This window comes from Vibrio sp. 10N.261.46.A3, assembly GCF_041472995.1.
GTDB classification, from domain to species: domain Bacteria; phylum Pseudomonadota; class Gammaproteobacteria; order Enterobacterales; family Vibrionaceae; genus Vibrio; species Vibrio coralliirubri.
Map to the genome: position 1 here is coordinate 1 of NZ_JBFRRH010000109.1, position 22,748 is coordinate 22,748.

The window sequence follows — 22,748 nt, forward strand, 5'->3', positions numbered from 1 at the left end:
CCGAATTCCTCCAAAACTAAACACCTGACAAAAATCACTTCTGGCCACTTTTCGGCATAACCTCAACAGGTGGTACTTGATGCCAAATAATGTCACTTGTGCCTGTATAGATTTTTGTTGTTTTAGCGTTCGCGTGTGCCATTCGCTCGGTAGCACTCTGCCCTTGTTGTTCAATCATGCGAGCAGCCAGCCCTCTTATTTCATGATAGGTCGGCCTTAACGATTTCTTTAGGTGGCTATAAAGCCCTAATGAGTCTCGAACCTTACTGAACTCTTTACTTATATTGTGGTGATGTACTTGGTAAAGATGGTCGGTCTCTTTGGAAATACCACGTTGCTGCTGTTTGGGTTTACGGTGAACGATATAAGGACAAATCAATCTCGATGTTTTAGAAAGATCGACAATGTCTTTAATCGTTTGAGTAACAGGAATGGCAACAGTGGAAGCATCGGACTTTTTAACCTTCTCTCGGTGAACATAAAGCATTCCATACACAGCATGCCCATCAACATACTCCACCTCTTTGTCAGGATTCCAAAGAATCCCACAAACACCTTCCCGTGGTTTGTATATCCGATAACGAAGCCTATAGATCTCCCTCACAGCATGAGTCGTCTCAAGTGTTAGGCTCATTGCTACCTTAAGAAACAGTGGCGCTGCATCGTAGACCTTTTGATAGTTTTCAATATCTAGGTCATGGCGAGCCTTTGTGTAATCTTCTCTGGTCAATCGACGCTGTTTTTTATTGAGAACAAAATTACTCTCAATAGCGCTTTCATCGGCAAGGTAGGAAAACACCTTTTTAAGGTTACTGATTTTATTGTTGAGCTGACGATTATTTAACTCTGAATAGTATTTCGAAAGGAACTCGTTGATGTGCTGTAACTTGATCGATTTGGTTGGCAACCGCCCCATGAACTCATCAAGGCGGTAACAGTCCCTCTCCAAATTTCGATAAACGTCTTTGGAAAGCCGTTCTTCTTTCTTCACACGAGACAACACTAATGGAAGCCAGTCTTTTAAAGGCCGATTGAATTTGTCCTTTCGACCTTTAGAGACAGCTTTGCGAAATGGGGTCATCTCTGAAAGGGAAAACGCGCTTCCTAGCTCAGGACGATATTGCAAGTTGTAAACATGCGCAGCTTGTATCGCTTCTTGCTCTACAGTCCCGATAGGAAATAGCTTCTTCACACCATCTACGGTCGTAAACCGAAATCGAGATTGACCCCTATGGCTCATTTTCACCAAGAATGGAGGGTAATGAGCCGTTTCTTTACTTCTAGCTCTACCAACCATTTATGACTCCAAGAATCTTAGAAGTTCACTGACCCTGTCTGCAGGGTTCCCTATCTCGTCGTCAACACAGACTAAATATCGGCCCGTTGGCGTTCTAGTGCCCTCAAGCTTGCCATGTTTAATCCAGTTTATGATGGTGGTATTGCATATCCCTGAATCAGGGTAAAACTCATCAATAAATTGTCTAGGTCTGATTTTACGCGTCGCCATGTCGTTCTCCTTACCTTTCTCACTACATGAAAATTAAGATTTTTCATCTACTGGTAGAAAAACTATGCACGATTTTTTCAGTGACATTCTATTTGCGCAGCAATTAACGAAAAGGATTCCCGAAGCGTAAAACGATTCAACGAATCGATTTCAAGCCCACTTTAGGGTGGACTAATACAGTAGTACCAAGTTACTAATCTATTGATTTTATTTGACTATTTCATTGGCCTTTTTAACCGTTTTTTAGGCCAATTAGAGCTTAACCACCAGCTCTAAATACATGAAATTCATATAAATCAATATCATACAGCTAAGATTACTACCAACATCGGGGTTTCACCGTTTTTGTGCCCTCAAAAACGTCGTAAACAGGTTATCGAATCCAAACTAAAGATACCTACCCACGCGCTCTACTTCTTTCAAAGCAATACCACGCAACATCATAAGCTTCTTGAGCGGTGATATCTCCTTCATCCATTGACTAGCCGATTCACCTACTCTCGAATCAGCTCTTTGCTCAGCCTTTTATACAATTCAAAAGCTTCTGTTTTAGATATCAAGTTTCCAAGAGCATATTGATGAGCTAGCTCAATATCGTCGCTTTGATTGGAGTAATAGCGCTTGGCGACTGCAGCACACTGGCTCAGGTTGGTGTACCAGCTGCCGTCTTGCTCAGCCACAAAGTAATACGCAGCTCGAACCAACTTCTTTCCAATCACCTTAGCTACATCCGCATCAGTCATTGTTTTGAAACTCGGGGGCATTTGCTCAAGAAAAGTAGACAAGTCATCATTGAGAGCTTGAGCGATTTCAATACTTGGCTTGTATTGCGGAAACTCTAACGATAAATCATTACCCCAAATGCAACAACAGCAATGCTTGATCCAAAAGTGCCAATGATACTTTTCTGTGGGTTGCAGAACCTCTGAGAGAGACCCTGGATCAATATCAAGCTTAGTCACTTGAGGATAGGTTTGGGGTATGGTGTCGGAAAGTAGGTTAAAGACTTCCTTTTCTCTCTGACCAACAGGCGTCGCGAGTACGATAGAAACATCCAAATCAGAGCCACCAACAATGGCCGTTCCTCTAGGTACGCTTCCATACAAGTAGATACCATCAACTTGACCTGGAAGTTCTCTTAGCAGCGAATCAACGACTGCTGACACCACGTATTGAAATTCAGGCGCAATGTTCTTTGGCGAATAAAGATTTTGAATGAACCCTTTTCGATCGAGCCCTCTATCTAGCTTCTGTATGCCACTTTCCATCACTAAGCCTTTTTCCAATCAGATCGAACAACCGCCAACACAACTGTATCCCACCATTGACCTTTGAAGAATCGATGATCTTTAAAACACGCTTCTTGTTTCATTCCTAGTGACTTACACAATTTAATCGCAGCCAAGTTCTTGCTTATGGTTTCCGCGTAAATACGGTGTATGCCTAACTCTGAGAAACCAAAATCAGTGAGGGCTTTAGAAGCTTCTATAGAAAGCCCTTGTCCCTGAATTTCCCTCGAGAAAGCACAGCCCATCGAAGCTTGTTTATCGCCCTCAAGGCGCAAACAAACGGTTCCAATAAACTTCCCCGAGTCTTTGCTTTCAACCGCTAGCTGATAGGACTGGCGAGGTACTTCCAAAGCCTGCGCAACAAACAACTGAGTTAGCTCTCGATATTTGTTAGGTTCGCAATCACTTTCATCATAGAAACGTTGATACTTTGCGTCTTGAGAGATCGCAACAAAGGCACACTCGTCTTCAAGACTCATATCTCGAAGAATCAACCTGTCAGTTTCCAGCTTAAACATCAAAATTCCTTTTTATTTTATAGCCATGAAGGGAAAAGCCTCGGAGGTGTTTACTCGTATACTTTCCTGTTATGCTTCAACCAACCATGAGTGTGATGATTACGAGGATCTTTGTGCGTCCAGTGCATTACGCCACCTTTTTTGTTCCATTCATATTCACCATAAAACTCAACTCGGTCGCCCTTTCCCAAGTCCTGAACACGAGGAGCTAAGTCAATATTATGCGCGACTAGCAAGGTTTGTCCGCTATCGAGTCGTAAAATGAACTTCTGATGTCGAGAACCTTTATTATCATCTGGCAGTACTCGATACACCGTACCTGAGCCACGTACTTGAACATTACTTTGATGGTTTTCGTAAGCTTGCTTAAGTCGCGTATCATTCGCTTGAACATAACTAATGCCGAAGCTAAGCAGCACCAAAACTAGAGCGCAAAATTGTTTCATTCCCTTCATTCCTTTCGTTTCCCATATCTGAGTGTTGATTTGGGATACTGGCTGGTCATCCCCTCTTCTAACGATGTTTGTACTGAGTTGGGCAATAACCTCTCGATACATCGGTATTACGCAACTTTACATGTTTAGTCGAGCGCCCAGAAACACGAGAGCGCCACAGCTTAAAACTGCCGAGCTTAAGATGACTACGCATAAAACGAATCACTTGCGATTCATTCAAACCAAATTGCTGTTCTATTGCTTCAAACGGCGTTCTGTCTTCCCACGCCATTTCAATAATTCTTGATTCATTTTCTTTAGATAACATTGGGCATACTCTTCCTTAATAAACTGGGAGAAATACGCTCGTTCTAAATTTAAAGATCACAGGACAAACACTTTGAATTGGCGCGTTATAACGTTCAATAAAACAACAAGCTAGCAGCGAGGCAATCATGGGGTTAAATGAGCTTGTGCGAACTCTCTAAGCACTCTCGCATTGTCGTGGTAATTGCTATCCCCGCACTTTATGCCATCGACTCTGATGTCCGGTCTGGAATAAGCAGGTATAACATCTCGCTCATAAGACATCACTACCCCTCTGTCAGCAAAAATTGCGCAGAAGGAATATTGAGGAGCTCTTGAATACGTTCCAGAAATCATCTCCAACCACTCCCTCTATTCAAAGCCGCAAAGATCACCAAAAATGCCGTGACTTAAGATTCATACAGATAACTATTACACATATAAGCGCAGTTCTCTCAAAGTAACCTGCTCTATTGGTGCTGTTCCGAAAACAAAAAGCTCGCCATACAATGACGAGCCTTAGTGATTATGGGAGCTTAACGGTTATAAGACCCAAGCATTAACCGATCTAGCCATTAAGACACTTGATCGCGTAAAGCCAATTCAACGTTTTTCAACACTTTGAACTCTTCTCTAGTACAACCGCGCGCCACGGAAACCCAATGGTCGCCAGTTTCATCGGCTCCTTTAAACTCTGCACGCAACTCATATCGTCGCCATGTAACAAACGCCAAAATAAAGGTCAGTGCAAGCATAGGTAAACCGAACTGAGGAACAAATGCCCAAGTCGCTGCCGAGAGGACTAAAGCCAACGAAACGATATTGATTGCATTTTCTTTAGGACCCAATTGACGAATTTCTAACTGTTTGATTTTACGTAAGCTATACACATCTTTCTTAACTCGGAGTTCGTTAGAGCTCACCAGAAAATCTGATGCTTTGTATGACCTACGAAGTCGCACTAAATTCGCTAACCTGTTGCGTGTTTGATTCTTTTTCATCGCCTTTCTCCATGTCATTAAAGGTTAGTAAAAACTAATATAATCATGAAGTTAATGAATGAATGCTTATTTTATAAATCAAACCAATATTAAAATCAAGCCTATGCAATTATTAACAATTATAACAACACTACTTAGCATACAAAGTTCAAATGAAAAGAAGGTTTATTGAGGAGTCTACTCATCGTAAATCGATGTACTTTAGTTAAGTGAGATATAGGCCGATAATATTTCCAATAACCGACCAAACATACCAAACGGCGGGCATAATTCCTCCTGCTTTGTAACCACTTATTTCAACGCGATTTTTGCGACAAATTTCGTGTTCAAGGAATGCTGAACAGTAGTCACATAACGCTCCACTTATCATAAGCAGCATAACTTCTTAACCACTTATCCATTCGTATTTTAAATATCTGAATCACTCAATTGAACATATCAACATAGCTTATCGATTAAGCAATTGATCTCATAATGTAGAGCCTGTACGCTTACACTATGCACACGGTTACCTAATGGAGATTACGATGAACGAACTACTGACATGCGCTATGGAACAGAAACAACGAACAACGGTGACGAGTTTATTCGCAAGAAATGGATTTAAGATCGCAACGACTGACTTTGATGATGTGACTTTCGAACGTGAAAGTGTGTTGGTCAACGTTCGATTTGATTCCTCTTCTAACGTCGAATCGATTTCGGTTTTAAGCGAGTAGGATTTATCACCTCAAACGTTAGCGTAAAGCAGGTAAGGGCAATCAACTGAAGGTGTTGCGAAGCATCAGGTCTCTTCATTGACCAAATACAATTGTAAAATAGAGCTTATTGCCTGCCTTTCACTCCATTCTTAAAGTGCGCTAACTGCCAACGCTCAAATAATTCAATCTTATTTCTAAGCTCCCTTTCTTCTTATGATTAATTCTTCTCCACTTGTTCACCATTCTCATTTTCCTCAAAAAACGCATTAATGACAATTCTACCAATAATTAGCAATTCCATGAGCTTGGCTTATATTTGTTAGTACCCTTTGAACAAAAATCGAAGTGATGCCTATGCTCCTAACTCGGTTAATTTATGTCAGTACGCTCTGTGAAAGTTGCGATTCTCAGGCTTTGAACGACATTCTTCAGATTTCACACGACCGCAATAAGCAAAGCCATTTAACTGGCCTTCTAAGCCATAATGATAAGTATTTCCTGCAATGTATTGAAGGTTCGAGAACCGCAGTGAACCATACTTACAATCATATTTTGAATGACAAGCGACACAAAAACGTCATGATTTTATATTTCAAAGAGATCGATTGTAGGCAGTTTGGTGATTGGTCTATGGGTGATATTCCACAGTCTAGTCTAACCGAACTGGTTAATTTACAGTTTTCAACATCCGATCAGTTCAACCCGTATGAGATGTCAGGAGAAAGTGCTTATCGAATGCTTCTGGAATTGAAACAGAATTTGCCATCAGAATAGATCTTCGACCCAACTTAATCCCTAGAGTTAGCAACAAAAAGCCCCAACGTATGGGGCGTTTTGTTATAGAGACATCTATTCGTTATTCTTCGGTGAACTCTACTCGCTCTCGCTGCTCACCGCTTCTTGTTCACTGCCAGCAAGAGCTTGCTGTTCGGCGGTAATATCAGATTCTTTGAACACAATGAACGCGCGGCGGTTTAATGCATCGGCTTTTTCAGAGCGTTCATTAATCGCAGGCTGCAACTTACCAAATGACTTCACTTCCCAGATGAACTGCTTAGGGTCGAGTTTGGTTTTGAGGTATTCAACCACCGTTTCTGCGCGGCGCTCTGCCAACTTTTCATTGTAAGAAAGTGAACCCGCTTGGTCAGTGTGCCCTGCCACCATTATGCTACCTTGCAGGCCGCTCAACTTCGTTGTGAAGTCATCTAACTGCTTTAGATCTTCTTGTTTGAGTACTGATTTGTCGAAATCGAAGTGTGGTGTCATTGCCATATAAACTTTACGTTCTGGTTTTGGTCGCTCACAGAAAGGCATCTCTTCGTACTTCTGAGCTTCTTCAAACACAATAAATGCACGGCGGTTCTCCGCTCGGTCTTTATCCGTCTTACCAAACAGAAGAGGTTGAGTCTCACCAAGGTGTTTCACTTCCCAGTCATATTGCGTTGGGTCTAGTTGCCCTTTCAAATAATCTGCGACCGATTTAGCACGGTGCTGTGAAAGACGTTCGTTGTATTCCAGAGAACCTTTGTAATCAGTATGGCCGACAATCGTGATACGCCCTTTGAGGCCTCTGATCTCTTTAACAAAGGTATCCAAGTTGATCTTATCGAGGTCGCGTAATTGGTATTTATCAAACGCAAAATGTTCCGCGATGGCGATGTGTACTTCACGCTCTGGCGCCAAACACTCGCTGATTAAAAACTTAGACACGTCTATGCCAGCAAACTTGTCTCGGTTCTCCTGACTCACATAGGTGTCGGTTGCACAGCCGGACAGCAGCAAAGTACTCATCACTGCGCTTATTAGGAAAATAATTGTTTTCATCTTACTCTTAACTGTCACTTCGAATTCTCAATTTTCAACTTTCAACCCACTTTTAGGCTGGCTTAGATCTTACCGACTAAGTTAATGAACACACCGGATGCGTCGTAGTCATCATCATTGGTTAAGTCACTATCAAACGCAGAGAAGTTATAACCAATCCCCATTTTGAAGTTCTCGCCGATGTGCTTGTTCACCGAAACTAATGCACCGTGTTCTAGCTCATCGTTGAGAGTGTCTGTTTTCCAGTGGTATTCACCCGTCACATCCCACTCTTTCATCACGCGGTAAGAAGCGCTTAACCCGTATAGGTCGATATCGCTTTTAACCAGCTCATTCGAACCAGACGCTCGTTCAAAAGCTTGCTGTTTGTCTTTATGCGCGTACTTAGTACCGACATCCCAGTGTTGGTCGATCGAATAGATCGCTTCAACTTCAATGATCTGACTGGTCTCGTCTTGATAATCCACATCGCGATCCAATTGGTCGAAATCTGCAATATAGGTGTAGCGGCTCAGTAAGTTGAGTCTATCGTTGTAGATCGGACGATACGCGAGGCCGCCAGTGGCTTCGGTAAATTGCGCCATGGTTTCGCCCGTGGTTTCGCTTTCAGTGATGGAGTAGTTGTACTTACCAAATAGCGTGTACTCTTCCGTTAAGTGATGCGTATAACGGTTGGTGGTCACGATTTGTTGCAGTTCTCGCTGAGCGATGTCTGGATCGTCTTCACTCTTATCTACTCGGTATTCAAATTTGTGGCTTAGGGTGATGTCATCTAGGTCAATTGAAGCATTGAAGCTAATAGATTCACGCTCTGTGGTGATATTCTGGTCATCTTCAATTTCCCCAAGTTGATAACCGATCCCCATCTCGACATCTTCCGTCACATCGTAACCAAAGCCGTACGAGTCGATACGACCATGACCGTCGTTTTCATCAACAAACTGGTTCTCTTGGTAAAAGTCGACACTGCTGGTGAGGTCTGCACGCTGACCAACAATCACGTTGTTTTGACCTTCGTAGTTATCATCAACGTAAGTTACGTAGGTTGAGTGGTCATCGGTTACATCGTAAGTCACAGTCGCTTCTGCTACTTGGCCTCGGTCACCATCGGTGTATTCACCGCCAAGAGACAAGTCTTCAAACACTTGGAATTCAGCACCAATCGACGCGCTGTCGTTTTCATCATAGTCATCCGACTGATCGACGGTCTTTTGCCCTTTGACGTAAACGCTGTTCTCGCTGTCCCACATATATTCCAAACGCACACCCGCTAAGGTCGCATCGCTGTGCTCGTCGTTTTGGTTAAGCTCTTCAGTTTGTTGCCCTGCCGCCGAAACTTTGATGTGCTCGGTGATTTTAACTTGAGTCTCGATCTCAATCGTTTCAGTATCTGTTTCTAGATTACCATCGACATCGCGCTCTTCATTGGTCGAGAAACGAGACAAAACGGCTAAGCGATCAGTAGCTTGTAAACGAAGTTCAGCGCCGTATGCCTCTTGCTCTAAATCATCGCTGCTGCTTGCGTAGCTGTATCCCGCGTCTTTGTCTCGGTACCAAAGTTTTAGGTCATTACCCACAGCACCAAAAATGGTTGGAGCAAGATCATAAAGGCTAGTCACAGCTGTGATTTGGACACTGTCACCCTCGCGGTCTTCCAATGTGTCACCAATGGGCGTAAAGGTTAAACCACCATCGGTAGAGACGAAATTCGACTCGGTTTGCCTACCTTCACTATGCGCAAGCTCAGCCTTAATGTAGGTCCCTTCAGTAGCACGAAGCGTTAAGTCCGTGCCATAAGACTCGTAATCTTGATTGTCTTTCTCTTGGGTCGCGTACGTCACGCCAACGCCAATGTAATCGTTGATCCAGCCTTTGGCACGACCACCGTAAGACATCGCATCTAATGAGTCAGAACCTTGTGGGACGTACTCATAGTCAACAACCAGAAAGTTTTCGTAGTCGTCTCCGTTTTCAATCACGCTGCCAAAGCTGTCGGATAGAATGTTATCGAGTGGCTTGGTCAAAATAATGCGACCTTGGTACGGGTCAAAATCATAGTCGACGCCCGGCTCAAGTGGGATTTCATTCTGCACTAGGCCAGATTCATCTTTTACTTTTACATAAACCTTGTCGCTTCCTGGTACCGCTTCACCATGACGAAGGAAGTATAGAGAGCCGCCAGTGCCCAAGAACTCATCGTGTGCATACAACGAATCTGCTTCTGCGGTAAAACCGACCACGTTCAAACGGTCTTCACCGTATTGTGTAGTATCGCGAGTACGATAATCAGCTTTGAAACCATAGAGGCTACGGTTGTAATCGTTGTTCTCGGTGCCTGTTAAACCCGTGTTGTAGTTACCCCACAAGTATTGAGACTTATCGTATTCAACATTGAGGTAAACCTTGCCCTTGGTGTTGACTACTTTTTCGATGTTTGAGCTGTCACCATAGTTACCGTAATACAGCTCATCGTCGTCTTCGAGGATATCGAACACATCCGAATCGTCCGAGGCGAACGGATGTTTGAACATATCCTTTATCTCACTTTCTCGAGTATCGAAGTGAGTGGTCACGCGAAGCTTGTCACCAAATTTACCCTGACCAAAGTACGCTAAACGACCTTGGTTATAGATGTCATCTTGGTACTGGTCATCGACACTTAATGCATCGCTATTACCAGACACATTGTTCTTACCAACATAAAGATCAGCCAAACCCGTTTGCGCGTAATAAGTATCTGGGATACGAACGTACAGCTTGTAACGACGTTCATCACCATTATCAAACACAACCTTGGTTGGAAAAATGTAGGAGTCTGTTGGTAGGTATTGCTCGGCGTATAAATTGCCATCTTCAACGTCAAATTCGTCTTCACCGATGATGACTTTATCTACGCCCTTTAAGCCGGTGCCGATGAATTTCGCTAAGCCCGCATTGGTCGGTATGTTATGACGCATCAACTTAGCTTGGCCGTAACTTTTATCTTTACTCTCTTCATCGTCGTTATCGTTTCGATCGATCTCGACTTCAGAATCAGGCTTCACCAAATCCGTTACACCAACGGTGGTCACATCCATGTTGCCATCTTTGTCCCACGCTTTTAGGCGGAACATCAACTGCTCGCCGACATTAAATTGGTAGTCAACATCGGTTTGACCATCCCAATTGATGTCAGAGTCGTTCGCCAGTTTATCGCCTTCAAGCACAGCGATTGGCTCAGACAGACCAAAGTCATCCACTCGGTACACTTCCAACTGGTACTTTTTGATGTAGTAACCATAGTTGGTGGTAATGGTGAAACCTACGCTGTCTCGTAGTGTTCCCTGCTCGACTTCCAACTCATCGCTGACACTGACGTCTAATACTGGATCAAAGCGAGTGATGTCACGGCTTGCCCAAATAGCACCTTGTTCTAGGTAAATACGCGAACTGTCTTGGTCTTGGTTCGGCTTGGTGATTTCAATGCCAGTCGTCTCAGAACCAAGTTTTTCAAGCTTACCTGTGTCTTTCGCTACCGCCATCACAGGAATGGCCGTTAACACACACGTCGCTAAACGAGACTTACTAAATACTTTCATACAATTTCCAGATACGGTTCCAATAGCCTACTTCTGTTCACTTTGTTGGTCTTTACGATGAACGCTAAAGTTGAACTTGGTGAGCTTGTTCGGGGTAATTCGCAACACTTTCGGGTTTTCGCTTACCACTTCCATGGAGGTGGAGAGCGAATCAGTGTCCAACTTCACTAGGAAGTTCTTACCTTTCTTATTGAGTACCCATTGGTCGGGCACGTGGTAACGACCGTACTGGTCTGTGTAAATAACGATTCCCTCAACCGTCATCAACTTAACGCCCGGAATACCATCTTCGTAAATACCTTTGTTCTCGATAACGATTTCCCACAGGTAATCCTCGCCATCGCGATATAGGTTTCTGGTTACATTGAGGTTTTCCGCGCTCAGTCCATTTTTCTTGTCCGATTCATGCTTAAATTGAATCTGACCTTGTGCATCAAACTCGATACGGGAACCCGCCTCAGTCGTGACATAAAAATCAAAGCTCTGCTGTGTGCGAGTCTTGAATTGAATCACCACTTTGCTGGTTTCTGGCAGTGTTCGGTTCACTGAATGTCCCCAAAGGTCACCAAGCTCCAAACCTTGTTCAAGTACAGTGGTTATCGCACCATCTTGAATAGCAACGTCTTGACCATCACGAATGATGTGCGTCGAATCAGCGATGTAGCCTTGTGTTGCTAAGTTCGCAGTTAGCTCAACATCAAACGCGGTTGCATCAGCTTGGAATCCATCTTTGTTGTGATCTTCAAAAACTTTACCGATGATCGATGAGGTATCGAACACCTTGTCCGGCTCAATGGTCACTTTGGCGGTGTCTTCATTAGAAACAGCCGAGCCATCAACCTTCGCTACTGCGGTGTTGATGTAATCACCAAAGGTGGCACCTACCGAGACACGCAATAAGTAACGAATACGCAGCTTCTCGCCCGGATCAAAGTTCAACGATGTGAACATTAACTTGCCCGTATCTGATGGCTCTTGAGAGATAACCTGATCGTCTTCCGTACCAAACTCACCATCAATGCCGCTTAGCACAACTTCTGATGTATCCACGATGTATTTCAGACCACCTGGGTAACGGTCTTCCACAGTCACGTTCTTAAAGTAAGATTCATTGTTGTTCTCAACGATGATCTCGTACTCAACCGCATCGCCAACTTGCGCGGTATCTTGCAGTGCAGACTTGGTTAGCTCTAACTCCCCAGAGTTATCTGGAATCTTCTTGATGTGATTGGTGACGCTGTCGCTGGTTTCAGTACCGTCAGATTCCGTCGCCGTAAAGGTATTGGTAATGTCGTCATCCAAGCCCTTACCTAGCGTACCCACGACCTCAAACGTGTAGGCATTACGTTTGTTGGATTTCAGGTTAACGGTGGTATCTAAGTCTTTGCTCGACGGGAAAGAATGACGCTGAATAACCGCGCCCGAATCGTCGACTTCGACACCTTCAATTGTCCAATCGGTAAAGACTTTATTACCTGTGCTGTTTTGTAGTTCACTGATCTCATCGGTTAGACGAACATTAGCCGCGTTACCTTGACCATTGTTGGTCACGGCCAAGTAATAAGTGACACTGTCGTCATCTTCGGTGTATTCAGGCTTATCAGAACGTTTTTCAACAACCAGATCAGCACCCACTGGCGGCAAATCCAAAGCAGATACTTGGTCTGCTACTGCCTGCATCGAGGTTTCAGACGCTAACATGCCCTTAGAACGAGCGCGCATCGCTGGGCTACCAGTTAAGTCGAGGTAGTAACCAAGCACATCGATGTTAGTCAGCATGTCTTCGTTGACCGTCAATGTGAACGTGTAATCAATCTTGCCGCCCGGTGCGATGTCGACCAAGGTGAACAGGTCTTTGTCGTTATCAAAGGTGCCCGGTTGAGTTTCAGCCCCTTCTGATGTAGCCGTTAGTGTCCATTTATCAAACGCATTACTAAAATCACCATCAATATGATCACCCATTGATTCAGAGAACTGGGTGTAAAGCGCCACATCTTTGGCTATACCACGGCCTATGTTTTGCACCACTAAGTGATACTCAACCTGCTCACCTGGAACGTAATACGGGGCATCGGTAAACAACTCAGCTTGAACCACTGCCGCGACTGTTTGAACTGGAGGACTGATAACATCGCCGCCATCGACTTGCGCAGTATTAATGATGTGTCCGGTCGCGGTATCGACTACGGTGCCTTTTGAGCGGAACACAACAGTGCCGTGCGGCGCGATATCTACGTTGAACTCCGTCGGGCTAACTTGCTCGGTAGTGGTGCCTATTGTGGTTGAATCGACAACCAAAGAGGTGGAACCAGCCACAAAAGCAGGTCCTGTCGAACCGTTGTAGTATGCGACCTCAATCGACTCCATATCATCAACAACACTTAAGTCACTGATGTAGTTGTTCGAGGTGTTTTCAATGGTGATCAGGAACTCAAGCTCACCACCCGGCTCATACTCGGTTTGCACGTTGGTTTTCGTCGCAACAAACTCCGCCTCTTTCGGTGTGATAGTCACTACAGAGTCTTGTGGGGCGCCGTTGTAAGTGATGGTGGCCGTATTACTGATATCACCAATCGCTGTCGTGCGAATTAACGCTTTAACGTGGAAAGTTACTTTGCTCTGTGGCGCAACATCCATACTTACATCGATGTCTTCACTCAAGTCGAATGTCTTTGGAGTGACAACCGATCGATCATCCGAGGCTTCAAAGCTCACTTCCCATAGCAGGAATGCCGACTCTTGCTTATCAGCCGTCGTGTCGACTTGAATGTCACTGATGATGTCTTGAAGTTGAACACCAGATGCAAACGCATCAGAACTGTTGGTTACGGTGATGTCGTAGTTAATCAGCTTGGTTACTTCATACGATGGCGTATCAACCGTCTTCTTGACCGAAACCGTCGCCAACACTGGTGTACTGGTAGCACTGTCATCAAATGTTGTGCCGTCAAAGGTCGCTGATGCGATGTTAGTGATATCGCCTGTCGCCAACGGATTAGTCGTCACTTGAATAGTGAAAACAATGCTGTCTTGAGGTGCAATATCGAGCGTCTCATTAAGGTCTTCACCACGGGTTGCATCCGGTACTGGGGTTTCACCGGTTGTCGATACCGCAGATATTTGGATTGAAGCAGGGTCAAAAGCTTGTTCAGTCGTACCGCCTGCGATCGTGGTTTCAACCGACTTCAGCGCATCTTCAATAGCAACATCTTCAGCCCAACCTAAGCCGTTATTCTTAACCGTTACGGTGTACTGAAGTGCCTCTCCCGGAAGGTACTCTGCTTTATCGACGTCTTTAGTGATCTCAACTTGCGCATCTTCTGGAATGTAGGTCGCGTCGGCAGAGTGCTCACCGTCGTCGCTATCAACTTTAACGACGTTAGTGATCTCACCTTTGGCTTTATCATTAACAGTGTTGGTCACGACAAATGAATAACTGTCACCCGGGTGAATGCTGTAAGTCGCACTATAACCCTGCGTGTTATTAACCACATCTTTGCGAGCGTTCAGGGCTGGATCGCCACTGCCATCAAGCTGTTCGTCGCTAATGATCCAATTACCTGTCAACGCTTGCTCTTGATCTGGGCTGTTAGCCACCTCTGTCATGATGGTGTCGATACGATCGGTTAAGACTTGATCGACAAGGTAACCTTCACCCGTGTTAGCCACAGTGATCTTGTATGAGATTGGTTGACCCGGTTGGTATTTGGCATCAGGTTCTGCAATTGGCGTCGTTTCTTTGGTTAGAACCAATTGACCCGACTTAGGAGTGATAAAGCCTTCTCGTAAGCGAGCGATCTTCGAATCGTCCAAACCATGTCGTAGATAAGCCGTATTGGTAAAGCGTCCAATCGCGTCATCACGAACCTTACCTTGAACATGAATACGGATAACTGTGTACTTATTGCCGCCACCCGTACCTGCATCGTCACGTCCTGCCATCTTGATAGATTCGGCAGGTAAATCGATGTCTGGACTGTTTTGTCCAACTAACTTATCAAGCTCTGAGAAGTCATTAGCGTTGAGATCTGACGGCGCCGAGTTATAAAGCACATCATAATCAACCGTCCACTCAGTGAGTGCCGTTTGCATCGAGCCATCGACGGTTTCGACTTCAAAGCCGCTGATGATGTCACGAATCGAAAACAGGCCAGAATCTACATCGTCATTGGTGATGTCGATGTAGTAATTCACTGTTCCACCCGGCACGTACTCAGGCGTATCCGTCCATTTATCAATCAGGATATTCGAGCGGCCCGGATCAAGTACGATGTCGTTGGTGTTATCACCGTTCACTTGCGCTGTGTTGGTAATAGTGCCTGTCGCTGATGTCGACACGGTGCCTTTCACGTCAAACACAATACGCTCACCAGGACGAAGATCGACAGTTGCATTCAATGGTACGCTACCGTTGTAGTTACCTTGCACGTCGTAAGTGCCAACAGGTTCAATCGCAATAGCCGTTGTCCAGCTTGAGAACGCATCGTCGCCATCTTCGGTTTTGATGGTGTGAATCGCATCGATAACGCTCACATCATTTGCGATGCTATCGCCTGTGTTATCTAACGTAACTTGATACTCAACATCACCACGTGGTGCATAAGTACAGCTACTGCCATCGTTTGAAGGAACTGAACAGCCCTCCGATTCGCCATCGGTGTAAACCAAGGTTTTGAAGTAGTCGAGCTCGGCATCTTTAGGGGGGATCACTTGCGATGTTGCTGAGTCACTTCCTGCGGTCACTTGGTTCGCATCAATCGTGCCCAAAGCGTCATCACGAACGACACCGGTTAAGTTAAAGGTCAGCACTTCTCCCGCGGCAATATCGGTTTCAATATCAAGGTTGCCACTGGTGTTGTAGCTTGGTACATAAGTATCAGCGTTGGCATCAATACCATTGCTGACTTCATGGGTGATATCGCCAGAAACAAAAGCGGATTCCGTTTTACCGCCAATCACTTCGACTTGAATGTCTGTGATTGTGTCTTTGATCTGAACATCATTCGCCCAACCGTTTTCAGGGTTTGTGACTACAAATTCATACTCAACTTCGTCACCCGGAAGATAGGTATCACCATCACTGAACGGGTTGCCGTTGATCGACACAACACGTTTTTAAACACTGGTATTATTTTCAAGCGGCATTAAATTCGCTGTTCGAGCACTACCGTCGTACGTCGCTTTATTTTGAATGTCACCCAATGCATCTTCACGAATTTGAGCATGAATAGTGAACGTTAAGCTTTCTTGAGGCGCGATAACGATCTCGTTATCAATATCGATGTTATTGCCCGGTACAAAGTCAATCGCGTCGGTAATAGAGCCGGTCGCAGCCGTTTTATCTAGGCTAACTTCCCAGCCAACCAAGAACGGTTGTCCAACAGGATCACCACCTGAAGTGGTGCTGTCTTCTGCAATACGAGTTTGAATTTCCGAAATCGCATCTTCTAGGCGAGAACCATATTCAATACCATCACCCGCATTCTTAATCTCAACGCGGTAATAAACCTCACTCTCACGAGAAGCTTGAGAATATTCAGTTTTTTGCGAAGAGAAGCCTGCATCATAAAACGCTTTTTTAGAGAACGTGACTTCAGGATCCGCCATCGTTGATGGTGGCGATACCGCGATCAACTCATTGCCATTGTCTTCGTCGATGAAAGCTTTATTAGTAAAAGAACCAACCGCTTTCGGACTGATCTTGGCTTTTATGACATAGCGGACAAACGCTGACGATGCAGCTCGGCCAAAGTTGTCTGCCGAGATATCGAAGTGAGTATCAATCGGCTTATTGTCTTGGATTGAGTTATCAACATCTGGGTTGGAAATACCTGAGCTATCTGAAGACGTTTCAATCTCCCAACTATCGAAGGCAGGACCACGCGTTCCATCAAAGTATTGTGTGGTTATTTGGTCGATGTCATCACGCAAGCTCATATCATCAACGTGGGCGCTCGCAATGTTCTCAATTAAAATTTCATACTCAACATAACCACCTGGCATGTAGTTAGTTGCGCCAACCAGTTCGTTTTCATCCGTGTCGTAATACGCCAGAATATTCTTTTCAAAATCAACTTTTCGAGCTTCTTGACGAATATCATGAGATATCGTGTCGCCATCGACGGTTAGAACGTTAACAACATCGCCATTGGCTTTGTCATTGATAGTCGCGACAACTTGGTACTCAAGCTTAGCGCCCATCGGGATATCGGCTTCAACATTTAAGTTACTGTTGGTTGATGTGTAAACATTGCCAGCACCTGCGCCCGCATCCACATACTCAGAATCGGTTCCAGTTGCGATCGATGTGATGGTCCAATCTGAATACGCTGGTCCTGTCTTACCATCCACTAAGCTGACCGCAATATCTTCGAGGTTATCGACGATTGGAATATCGTGAGCGTTACCTTTGCCGTCATTTTCAATCACTAAGTGATAGGTCACCGTCTGAGCTGGCTCGTACACCACTTCATCAGTCGTTTTATCAAAATCTAAATGGTAATCATCGGGAATCACGACGGTATCTCGGTAATGAATATCACCGACCGCATCCGGTCTTACTGTACCTGTTACTGTGTAAGTCACGTCTTCGCCAGCATCGATATCAATTGAAGTCACAATGTCAGTGTCGTTCGCAACATCACCGTCTTTGGTACCATCGGTTGTACCCGCGTTCGCAGGGTCGCTCTTAGCAACCGCCACCGTAAACTTGTTTGAACCTACCGAATCATCGAAAAATGGATTACCTGAATTGCCGTCTTGTAGCTCCACTGATATGTCATTAATCAGTTCGTTTACGTCAACGTTATTTCGATAACCGTGCCCGTCTTGAGAGTTGTACTTGATGGTATAAGTCAACTGATCGCCCGGAGAGTAGCGGTTAATGTTAGTTGTGCGAACAACGCCGCCACTGTTATGTACCTGATGGTTTTCAGCCACGGCACGTTTCGCATACTCACAATCGTCAGTACAACCGGCATTATCGTCATGAATCAGCATTGCTTCGTTGCGGATTATGCCGCCGTTTCTGTCAGCGACACCATTAGATACCGCATTGTCTTTGACATGCGCCTTAATACGCACCGTGACAAAGTCTTTGGCCGGAATTGAAACTGGGAACTCCACATCTTCAGTCGTTTGAGGGCCGAAACCAGAGCCAGTATCGACAGACCAATAGTCAAACGGGTTTTGATTAAGAACATCTTCTACTTCACCATCTTTATCATTCGCCAGCGTAGTAGTGATCTCACTCAGGCGATCCATGAAGATAAGATCGGTCTCATCAGTGTCGCTGTTATTGCCAATAACGATGGTATAGGTGAGATCTTCACCCGGTGTGTAACGGACAACATCGGTCGTTTTAGCTAGTGAAACATTGATGTCATAGGTACTGTGTGAGTTATCTATTTGAGCGGAAGAGCTGTGGTCACGGTCTGTAATAGGATCGTAAACATCAACACGGTTCGATACTTGCTCTTCTTCATAGTCAGACTTAACAATGCCGCTCACCTCATAGTGAACCCACCCTCCAGGAGTTATATCAACGTCGGTATCGATGTCAGTGTCGTTAGCAATGTCACCATAACGAGAACCCGGTTTATCTGTATTGGTCGAACCTACAATTGTCCAACTATTAAAGAAGTTAAGCGCTGAAATGCTATCTTGTACCGTTGCGTCATTTGCGTAACCAATACCGCGGTTATAGATATAAATATCGAATGTAGCGCGCTCACCCACAACAAAGTCGGTATTTTGAGCGGTCTTAGCGACTACAAGATTCGGTTCGCTAGGATAGGTACGTACCGTATCCGATAGATTAGTATCTGGTCCCGCCACTGTTGCGGTATTGGTGAATGCTCCCCAAAGAATCTCACTGTCGACACTGCGATCGAGTGTCCCAACAATGGTATAAGTAATCGTCGCACCTGGCGGGATCTGAGCGGTGGCATCCAGATCATTGTTATCCGAGAACGATCCAGGGTCAGTCACGGCTTTCACCCACGGGGAGTCTGCCTCTCTTTCTGCACTGATCGTCCACGAAGAGAACACGGGCTTGGTTTCACCCGGCTCGTGAAGTAACTCTGCTTCTATGGTGCTGATTTCATCTTTGACATTGATGTTAGAGGCGAAACCGTTCCCTTCTGGGTTGGTAATGCTGATCGTATAAGTGACAGTATTGGTGGTGTCGGTATACGCGTTTTGTTCGTTATGACCATCAACACGCTTATCCAATACTAAGTAGTAATCTCGTGGGTATGAGCCTCTATCGGAATAAAGCACGCTGTCGACCGTCACTTCATTACGGATTTCATCATCGGCAATGGGGTTTACGATCGCGGCAATGCTATAAACGATCTTATCGTGTGGAGCTAGCTTTGCCTTCACATCTAAGATCTTTTGATTCTTCTGATTACCTTCTATGTCATCAATAAAGCCGGGCTCGCTGTTTGTCGAAATCGAACCATCAGAAGCATAAGATTTCGCAGTAATAACCCAGCTAAAGTACGCTTTGGTTTGCGTTCCATTGATTGAGGTAGTCATGACAGAGACTAAATCATCATAAACCGGTACATCAATCGCGTAGCCGTCACCGTTATTCTCTACCGTGATGTCGTAGTTCAGGGTACCGCCAGCTGAGTAGTAACGAGAATCCACTTCCTTTTTGACTTTTAATTTCGAGTTTGGCATTTGTACACCAGAGCCCGACTCGCCTAAGTTATCCCCTAAACACAAACCCGCATCGGTACCATCATCAACAATCTGACCCACACTGGTGTCTGCCACTTTTGCGGTCAGCTTATAATGAACGAAGCCCTCAGGTGCGAGGTCGACTTTCAAATTGATGTCGTTTGTTGTCCAAGTATTGTAATTAAATGAACTATAATTCGATCCATCACCACTTCTATCAGCGACTTCAAGCTTCCACTCGGAAAATGCTGAAGCGTTAGAGCCATCCGCTTGCTCTGTCACGATACAAGCAAATTTATCGATAACTTCAATATCGTTGGCGAAAAACTCTGTGTCCTTGTTAGAAATAACAATGTCATAAACCACTTCGTTATCACCCGCTATCCCCGGGACATAAGTAGTATCTGTCGTGTTCTTATTACGTGTAATTTGACTTGATGACGTCGTCAGAACGTCTTTCGAATCAAGAATATTAGCCAAAGCATCGCCAGAATCCGCGAGGCCATCAGCATCAACCACTCGGGCAGCAACTTGGGGAATTTGACCAATAGACACAGGGCTAACGTCCACCACAACGGAATAAACAATCTGCTCACCGGGATAGATAGACACTTTGTCTTCTAGTGACGTGTTGGACTCCTTTCCAGATGCATTGAGTTCTGAAAGGCTATTAGAACCGATTGAGGTCACTTCATTGGTCCAAAAATCGTAAGGATTACCAACCGTGTCAGTTGCGTTCTTTTCGTTGCTGACATCGTTACCTAGATCGGTTTCAAGATCCGCAAGAAACTGCTGAACAGAATAATGGTACGCGATACCAGTGTTTGTTTGGTTAGCAACCGTGACCGTATAGGAAAACTCATCGTCGACTAGGTAGTTATCCGATTGGTTCAAGGTATGTGTCAGGGTGATACTAGGCTCAGTGGGTGGAGTGATAACCTCATCAACTGTAACCAAGTCATCGCGTGTTTCAGCAGTTATGTCGTCATTAACAATGTCGCCGACTAAATTGTCGGCAACAGTTGCTTGAATTTCGTAAGTCACAGACCCGCCAATATCAATCGACGCACCACTTACTGATAAGTCCCCTGATTCGGCGAAGGTGCCTGGTTCGCTCTTGCTGCCTTCAACCTTGCTGACTGAGTTAACGTTGTCAGTAAAGGCTTGTTGCAAAGCCCCTTCAATATTGAGTGCCTTTATGTCTGAAAGGACATCTTGAACGTCGAGCGTCTGAATAAACGTATCGCCAGTGTTCGAAACCTTAATCTTATAGGTGAGTTTGTTATTGAGTTGATAGTTCGCCTTATCGACCGAAACAACAACATCATGTTGATACACGCCACGCTGAATGGATTCTGTATTTGATTCAACAGCATCCAACAATCCCGTGCTCGCACTTGCGACGTTATCAATCGTACCAGCTGCGTCGGCAGAAACGGTGGCGACCATGGTATAGGTCACCGACCCACCAGCCGCAATACGCACACCTGATGCATCTAAGTTTCCGAAGCGACTGTAATCACCTGGAGATGACAGGAAGGAGGATTGCGCTTGAGTCGAAACTTGCGAGAACGCGTTAACATTATTTCCTTGATCATCTGTCGTTAAGATATTTAACAGCTCATCTTTAACGTCCAACTCAGCGATAGCTTTATCCGACTCATTCGTTAAAACAAGCGTATAAGCCACCTCTTGGCCGTTGTCGTAAGACGCGCTGTCAACAGACAGATCCATAACAAGACCCGCTGTGTCCGCATAGGAGGCAAATGGAAGCAATAGAATGGATAAGAAAAAGGCAAGATTGTATCTGAACATTAACGCGCACTTCACAGTAGATTGACAAGCGTCTAGGCAAAAAGCCATAGATTTGACGTCACTAATTTGGCACCCAGCCTGTTAGGGACATGCGCAACATACAGTTCAAATAATCCGAACAATTAACATCCGTAAAAAACAAATTACTGAAGATGTTAAATAGAGAGTCTGATGTCTAAATTAGAATCAAGACATTGAGTTAATTATCAGAAGGTTAATGTTTTAATGAGTGAGTTTTCACAGTTGTTACGTAACTTCAGAAAGGAACTTCAATTTACGCAAACAGAGTTTGCAACCTACTTAAATCAGCTGGACGATGAGTTTAATGCGGTTGACGTCGTAACGATAAATCGTTGGGAAAACAGTAAGGTAAAGCCTAGTACATACAAAGCACTCAAGATCTTACAGTACCTTGGCGGAGATTTGTTTGAGACAATAAAGAGCTTTAAGTCCGAACAAAAAGACACGTTAATCGAACTGTTTTTAAACGAATCCTATGGCTCATTTCAAAGTAGAATTTCAGCTCTATCAGGCCTGAATCAACAACAAGGCAAACGCAACTTTAAGTCACTGCCTTTAATTTCAGAGCCGTGTGACACTGGCGTTATCGACAGAATCAAACTACTTTCTAAATTCACAAAAGTCGATATTTCGCCACTGGACCAAATTGATTTATATCTCTACTACTGTGAGAAAAAAGCACATGGTCACAAGCTGATCAATGTAGATGGCGACATTGTGAGTCACAACGTAGGCTTTTTCTTTGAAGACCATCAATTTGAGACATTAAAAACTCAAGAGCTAGATCTAAGAATGGCCTGCTCTTTAAATTCAAGCAAAAGCATAAATTATTTTAATATAAGCTCACACTCAGAGAAAAAAGATCATGTGATTGAACATATAGTTTCAGATATAAAGTTACTTTCTCAGAACAAAAACATTAAAAAATATTCTGTTTTAGTAAAAGATCCCAACATGATGAAACTCTTGAAGGGCGTGGGGTTTGAAGTATTTAAATTTTCAGAACCTTCTGCTAAAAAATGTAATATCACATTCAAAAATAAACATTATATACCCGTGATCATTG

12 protein-coding genes and 2 pseudogenes are annotated in these 22,748 nt (G+C 44.4%); 3 read left to right on the top strand and 11 right to left on the bottom strand.

Annotated features, from left to right (window positions below; genetic code table 11):
* Window positions 1-34 precede the first annotated feature (34 nt).
* From AB4484_RS22000 to AB4484_RS22035, 8 genes and pseudogenes are all read right to left on the bottom strand, one after another.
* A complete protein-coding gene (locus AB4484_RS22000; protein WP_372080430.1) occupies window positions 35-1,297 on the bottom strand; it encodes an integrase in 1,263 nt (420 codons plus the stop codon).
* Entirely contained in the window at window positions 1,298-1,507 is a 210-nt protein-coding gene (locus AB4484_RS22005) for a hypothetical protein (protein ID WP_010434910.1), read from the bottom strand.
* Window positions 1,508-2,001: 494 nt separating this feature from the next.
* Entirely contained in the window at window positions 2,002-2,763 is a 762-nt protein-coding gene (locus AB4484_RS22010) for a nucleotidyltransferase domain-containing protein (protein WP_372080444.1), read from the bottom strand.
* Between the two features lie 14 nt (window positions 2,764-2,777).
* Window positions 2,778-3,314 carry a GNAT family N-acetyltransferase gene (locus AB4484_RS22015; RefSeq protein ID WP_372080432.1) on the bottom strand — a complete coding sequence of 179 codons (537 nt, stop codon included), beginning with the start codon at window positions 3,312-3,314 and terminating at the stop codon, window positions 2,778-2,780.
* Between the two features lie 50 nt (window positions 3,315-3,364).
* Window positions 3,365-3,760 (bottom strand): DUF3465 domain-containing protein, encoded by a 396-nt coding sequence (locus tag AB4484_RS22020; protein ID WP_372080434.1) that lies wholly within the window; start codon window positions 3,758-3,760, stop codon window positions 3,365-3,367.
* Window positions 3,761-3,827: 67 nt separating this feature from the next.
* A complete protein-coding gene (locus tag AB4484_RS22025; protein WP_048609466.1) occupies window positions 3,828-4,076 on the bottom strand; it encodes a TIGR03643 family protein in 249 nt (82 codons plus the stop codon).
* 125 nt (window positions 4,077-4,201) lie between these two features.
* Window positions 4,202-4,408, bottom strand: a pseudogene (locus tag AB4484_RS22030) (hypothetical protein); the annotation flags it as partial.
* A 221-nt stretch (window positions 4,409-4,629) separates the two neighbouring features.
* Entirely contained in the window at window positions 4,630-5,055 is a 426-nt protein-coding gene (locus AB4484_RS22035; RefSeq protein ID WP_372080436.1) for a hypothetical protein, read from the bottom strand.
* A 527-nt stretch (window positions 5,056-5,582) separates the two neighbouring features.
* On the opposite strand from AB4484_RS22035, the gene AB4484_RS22040 reads away from it, so the two are divergent.
* Together AB4484_RS22040 and AB4484_RS22045 are read left to right on the top strand one after the other, a co-directional pair.
* Window positions 5,583-5,774 (top strand): hypothetical protein, encoded by a 192-nt coding sequence (locus AB4484_RS22040; RefSeq protein ID WP_231624734.1) that lies wholly within the window; start codon window positions 5,583-5,585, stop codon window positions 5,772-5,774.
* Window positions 5,775-6,110: 336 nt separating this feature from the next.
* A complete protein-coding gene (locus AB4484_RS22045; RefSeq protein ID WP_048614428.1) occupies window positions 6,111-6,530 on the top strand; it encodes a BLUF domain-containing protein in 420 nt (139 codons plus the stop codon).
* 99 nt (window positions 6,531-6,629) lie between these two features.
* On the opposite strand, the gene AB4484_RS22050 is transcribed toward AB4484_RS22045, so the two are convergent.
* From AB4484_RS22050 to AB4484_RS22060, 3 genes and pseudogenes are all read right to left on the bottom strand, one after another.
* On the bottom strand, window positions 6,630-7,580 hold the full coding sequence (locus AB4484_RS22050) for an OmpA family protein (RefSeq protein ID WP_372080438.1): 951 nt from the start codon (window positions 7,578-7,580) through the stop codon (window positions 6,630-6,632).
* Window positions 7,581-7,642: 62 nt separating this feature from the next.
* On the bottom strand, window positions 7,643-11,158 hold the full coding sequence (locus tag AB4484_RS22055) for a hypothetical protein (protein WP_372080440.1): 3,516 nt from the start codon (window positions 11,156-11,158) through the stop codon (window positions 7,643-7,645).
* Between the two features lie 27 nt (window positions 11,159-11,185).
* A pseudogene (locus tag AB4484_RS22060) lies at window positions 11,186-21,580 on the bottom strand (hypothetical protein).
* 306 nt (window positions 21,581-21,886) lie between these two features.
* Between AB4484_RS22060 and AB4484_RS22065 the strand changes: the two are divergent.
* A partial coding sequence (locus AB4484_RS22065; RefSeq protein WP_372080442.1) for a helix-turn-helix transcriptional regulator occupies window positions 21,887-22,748 on the top strand: 862 nt, incomplete at its 3' end.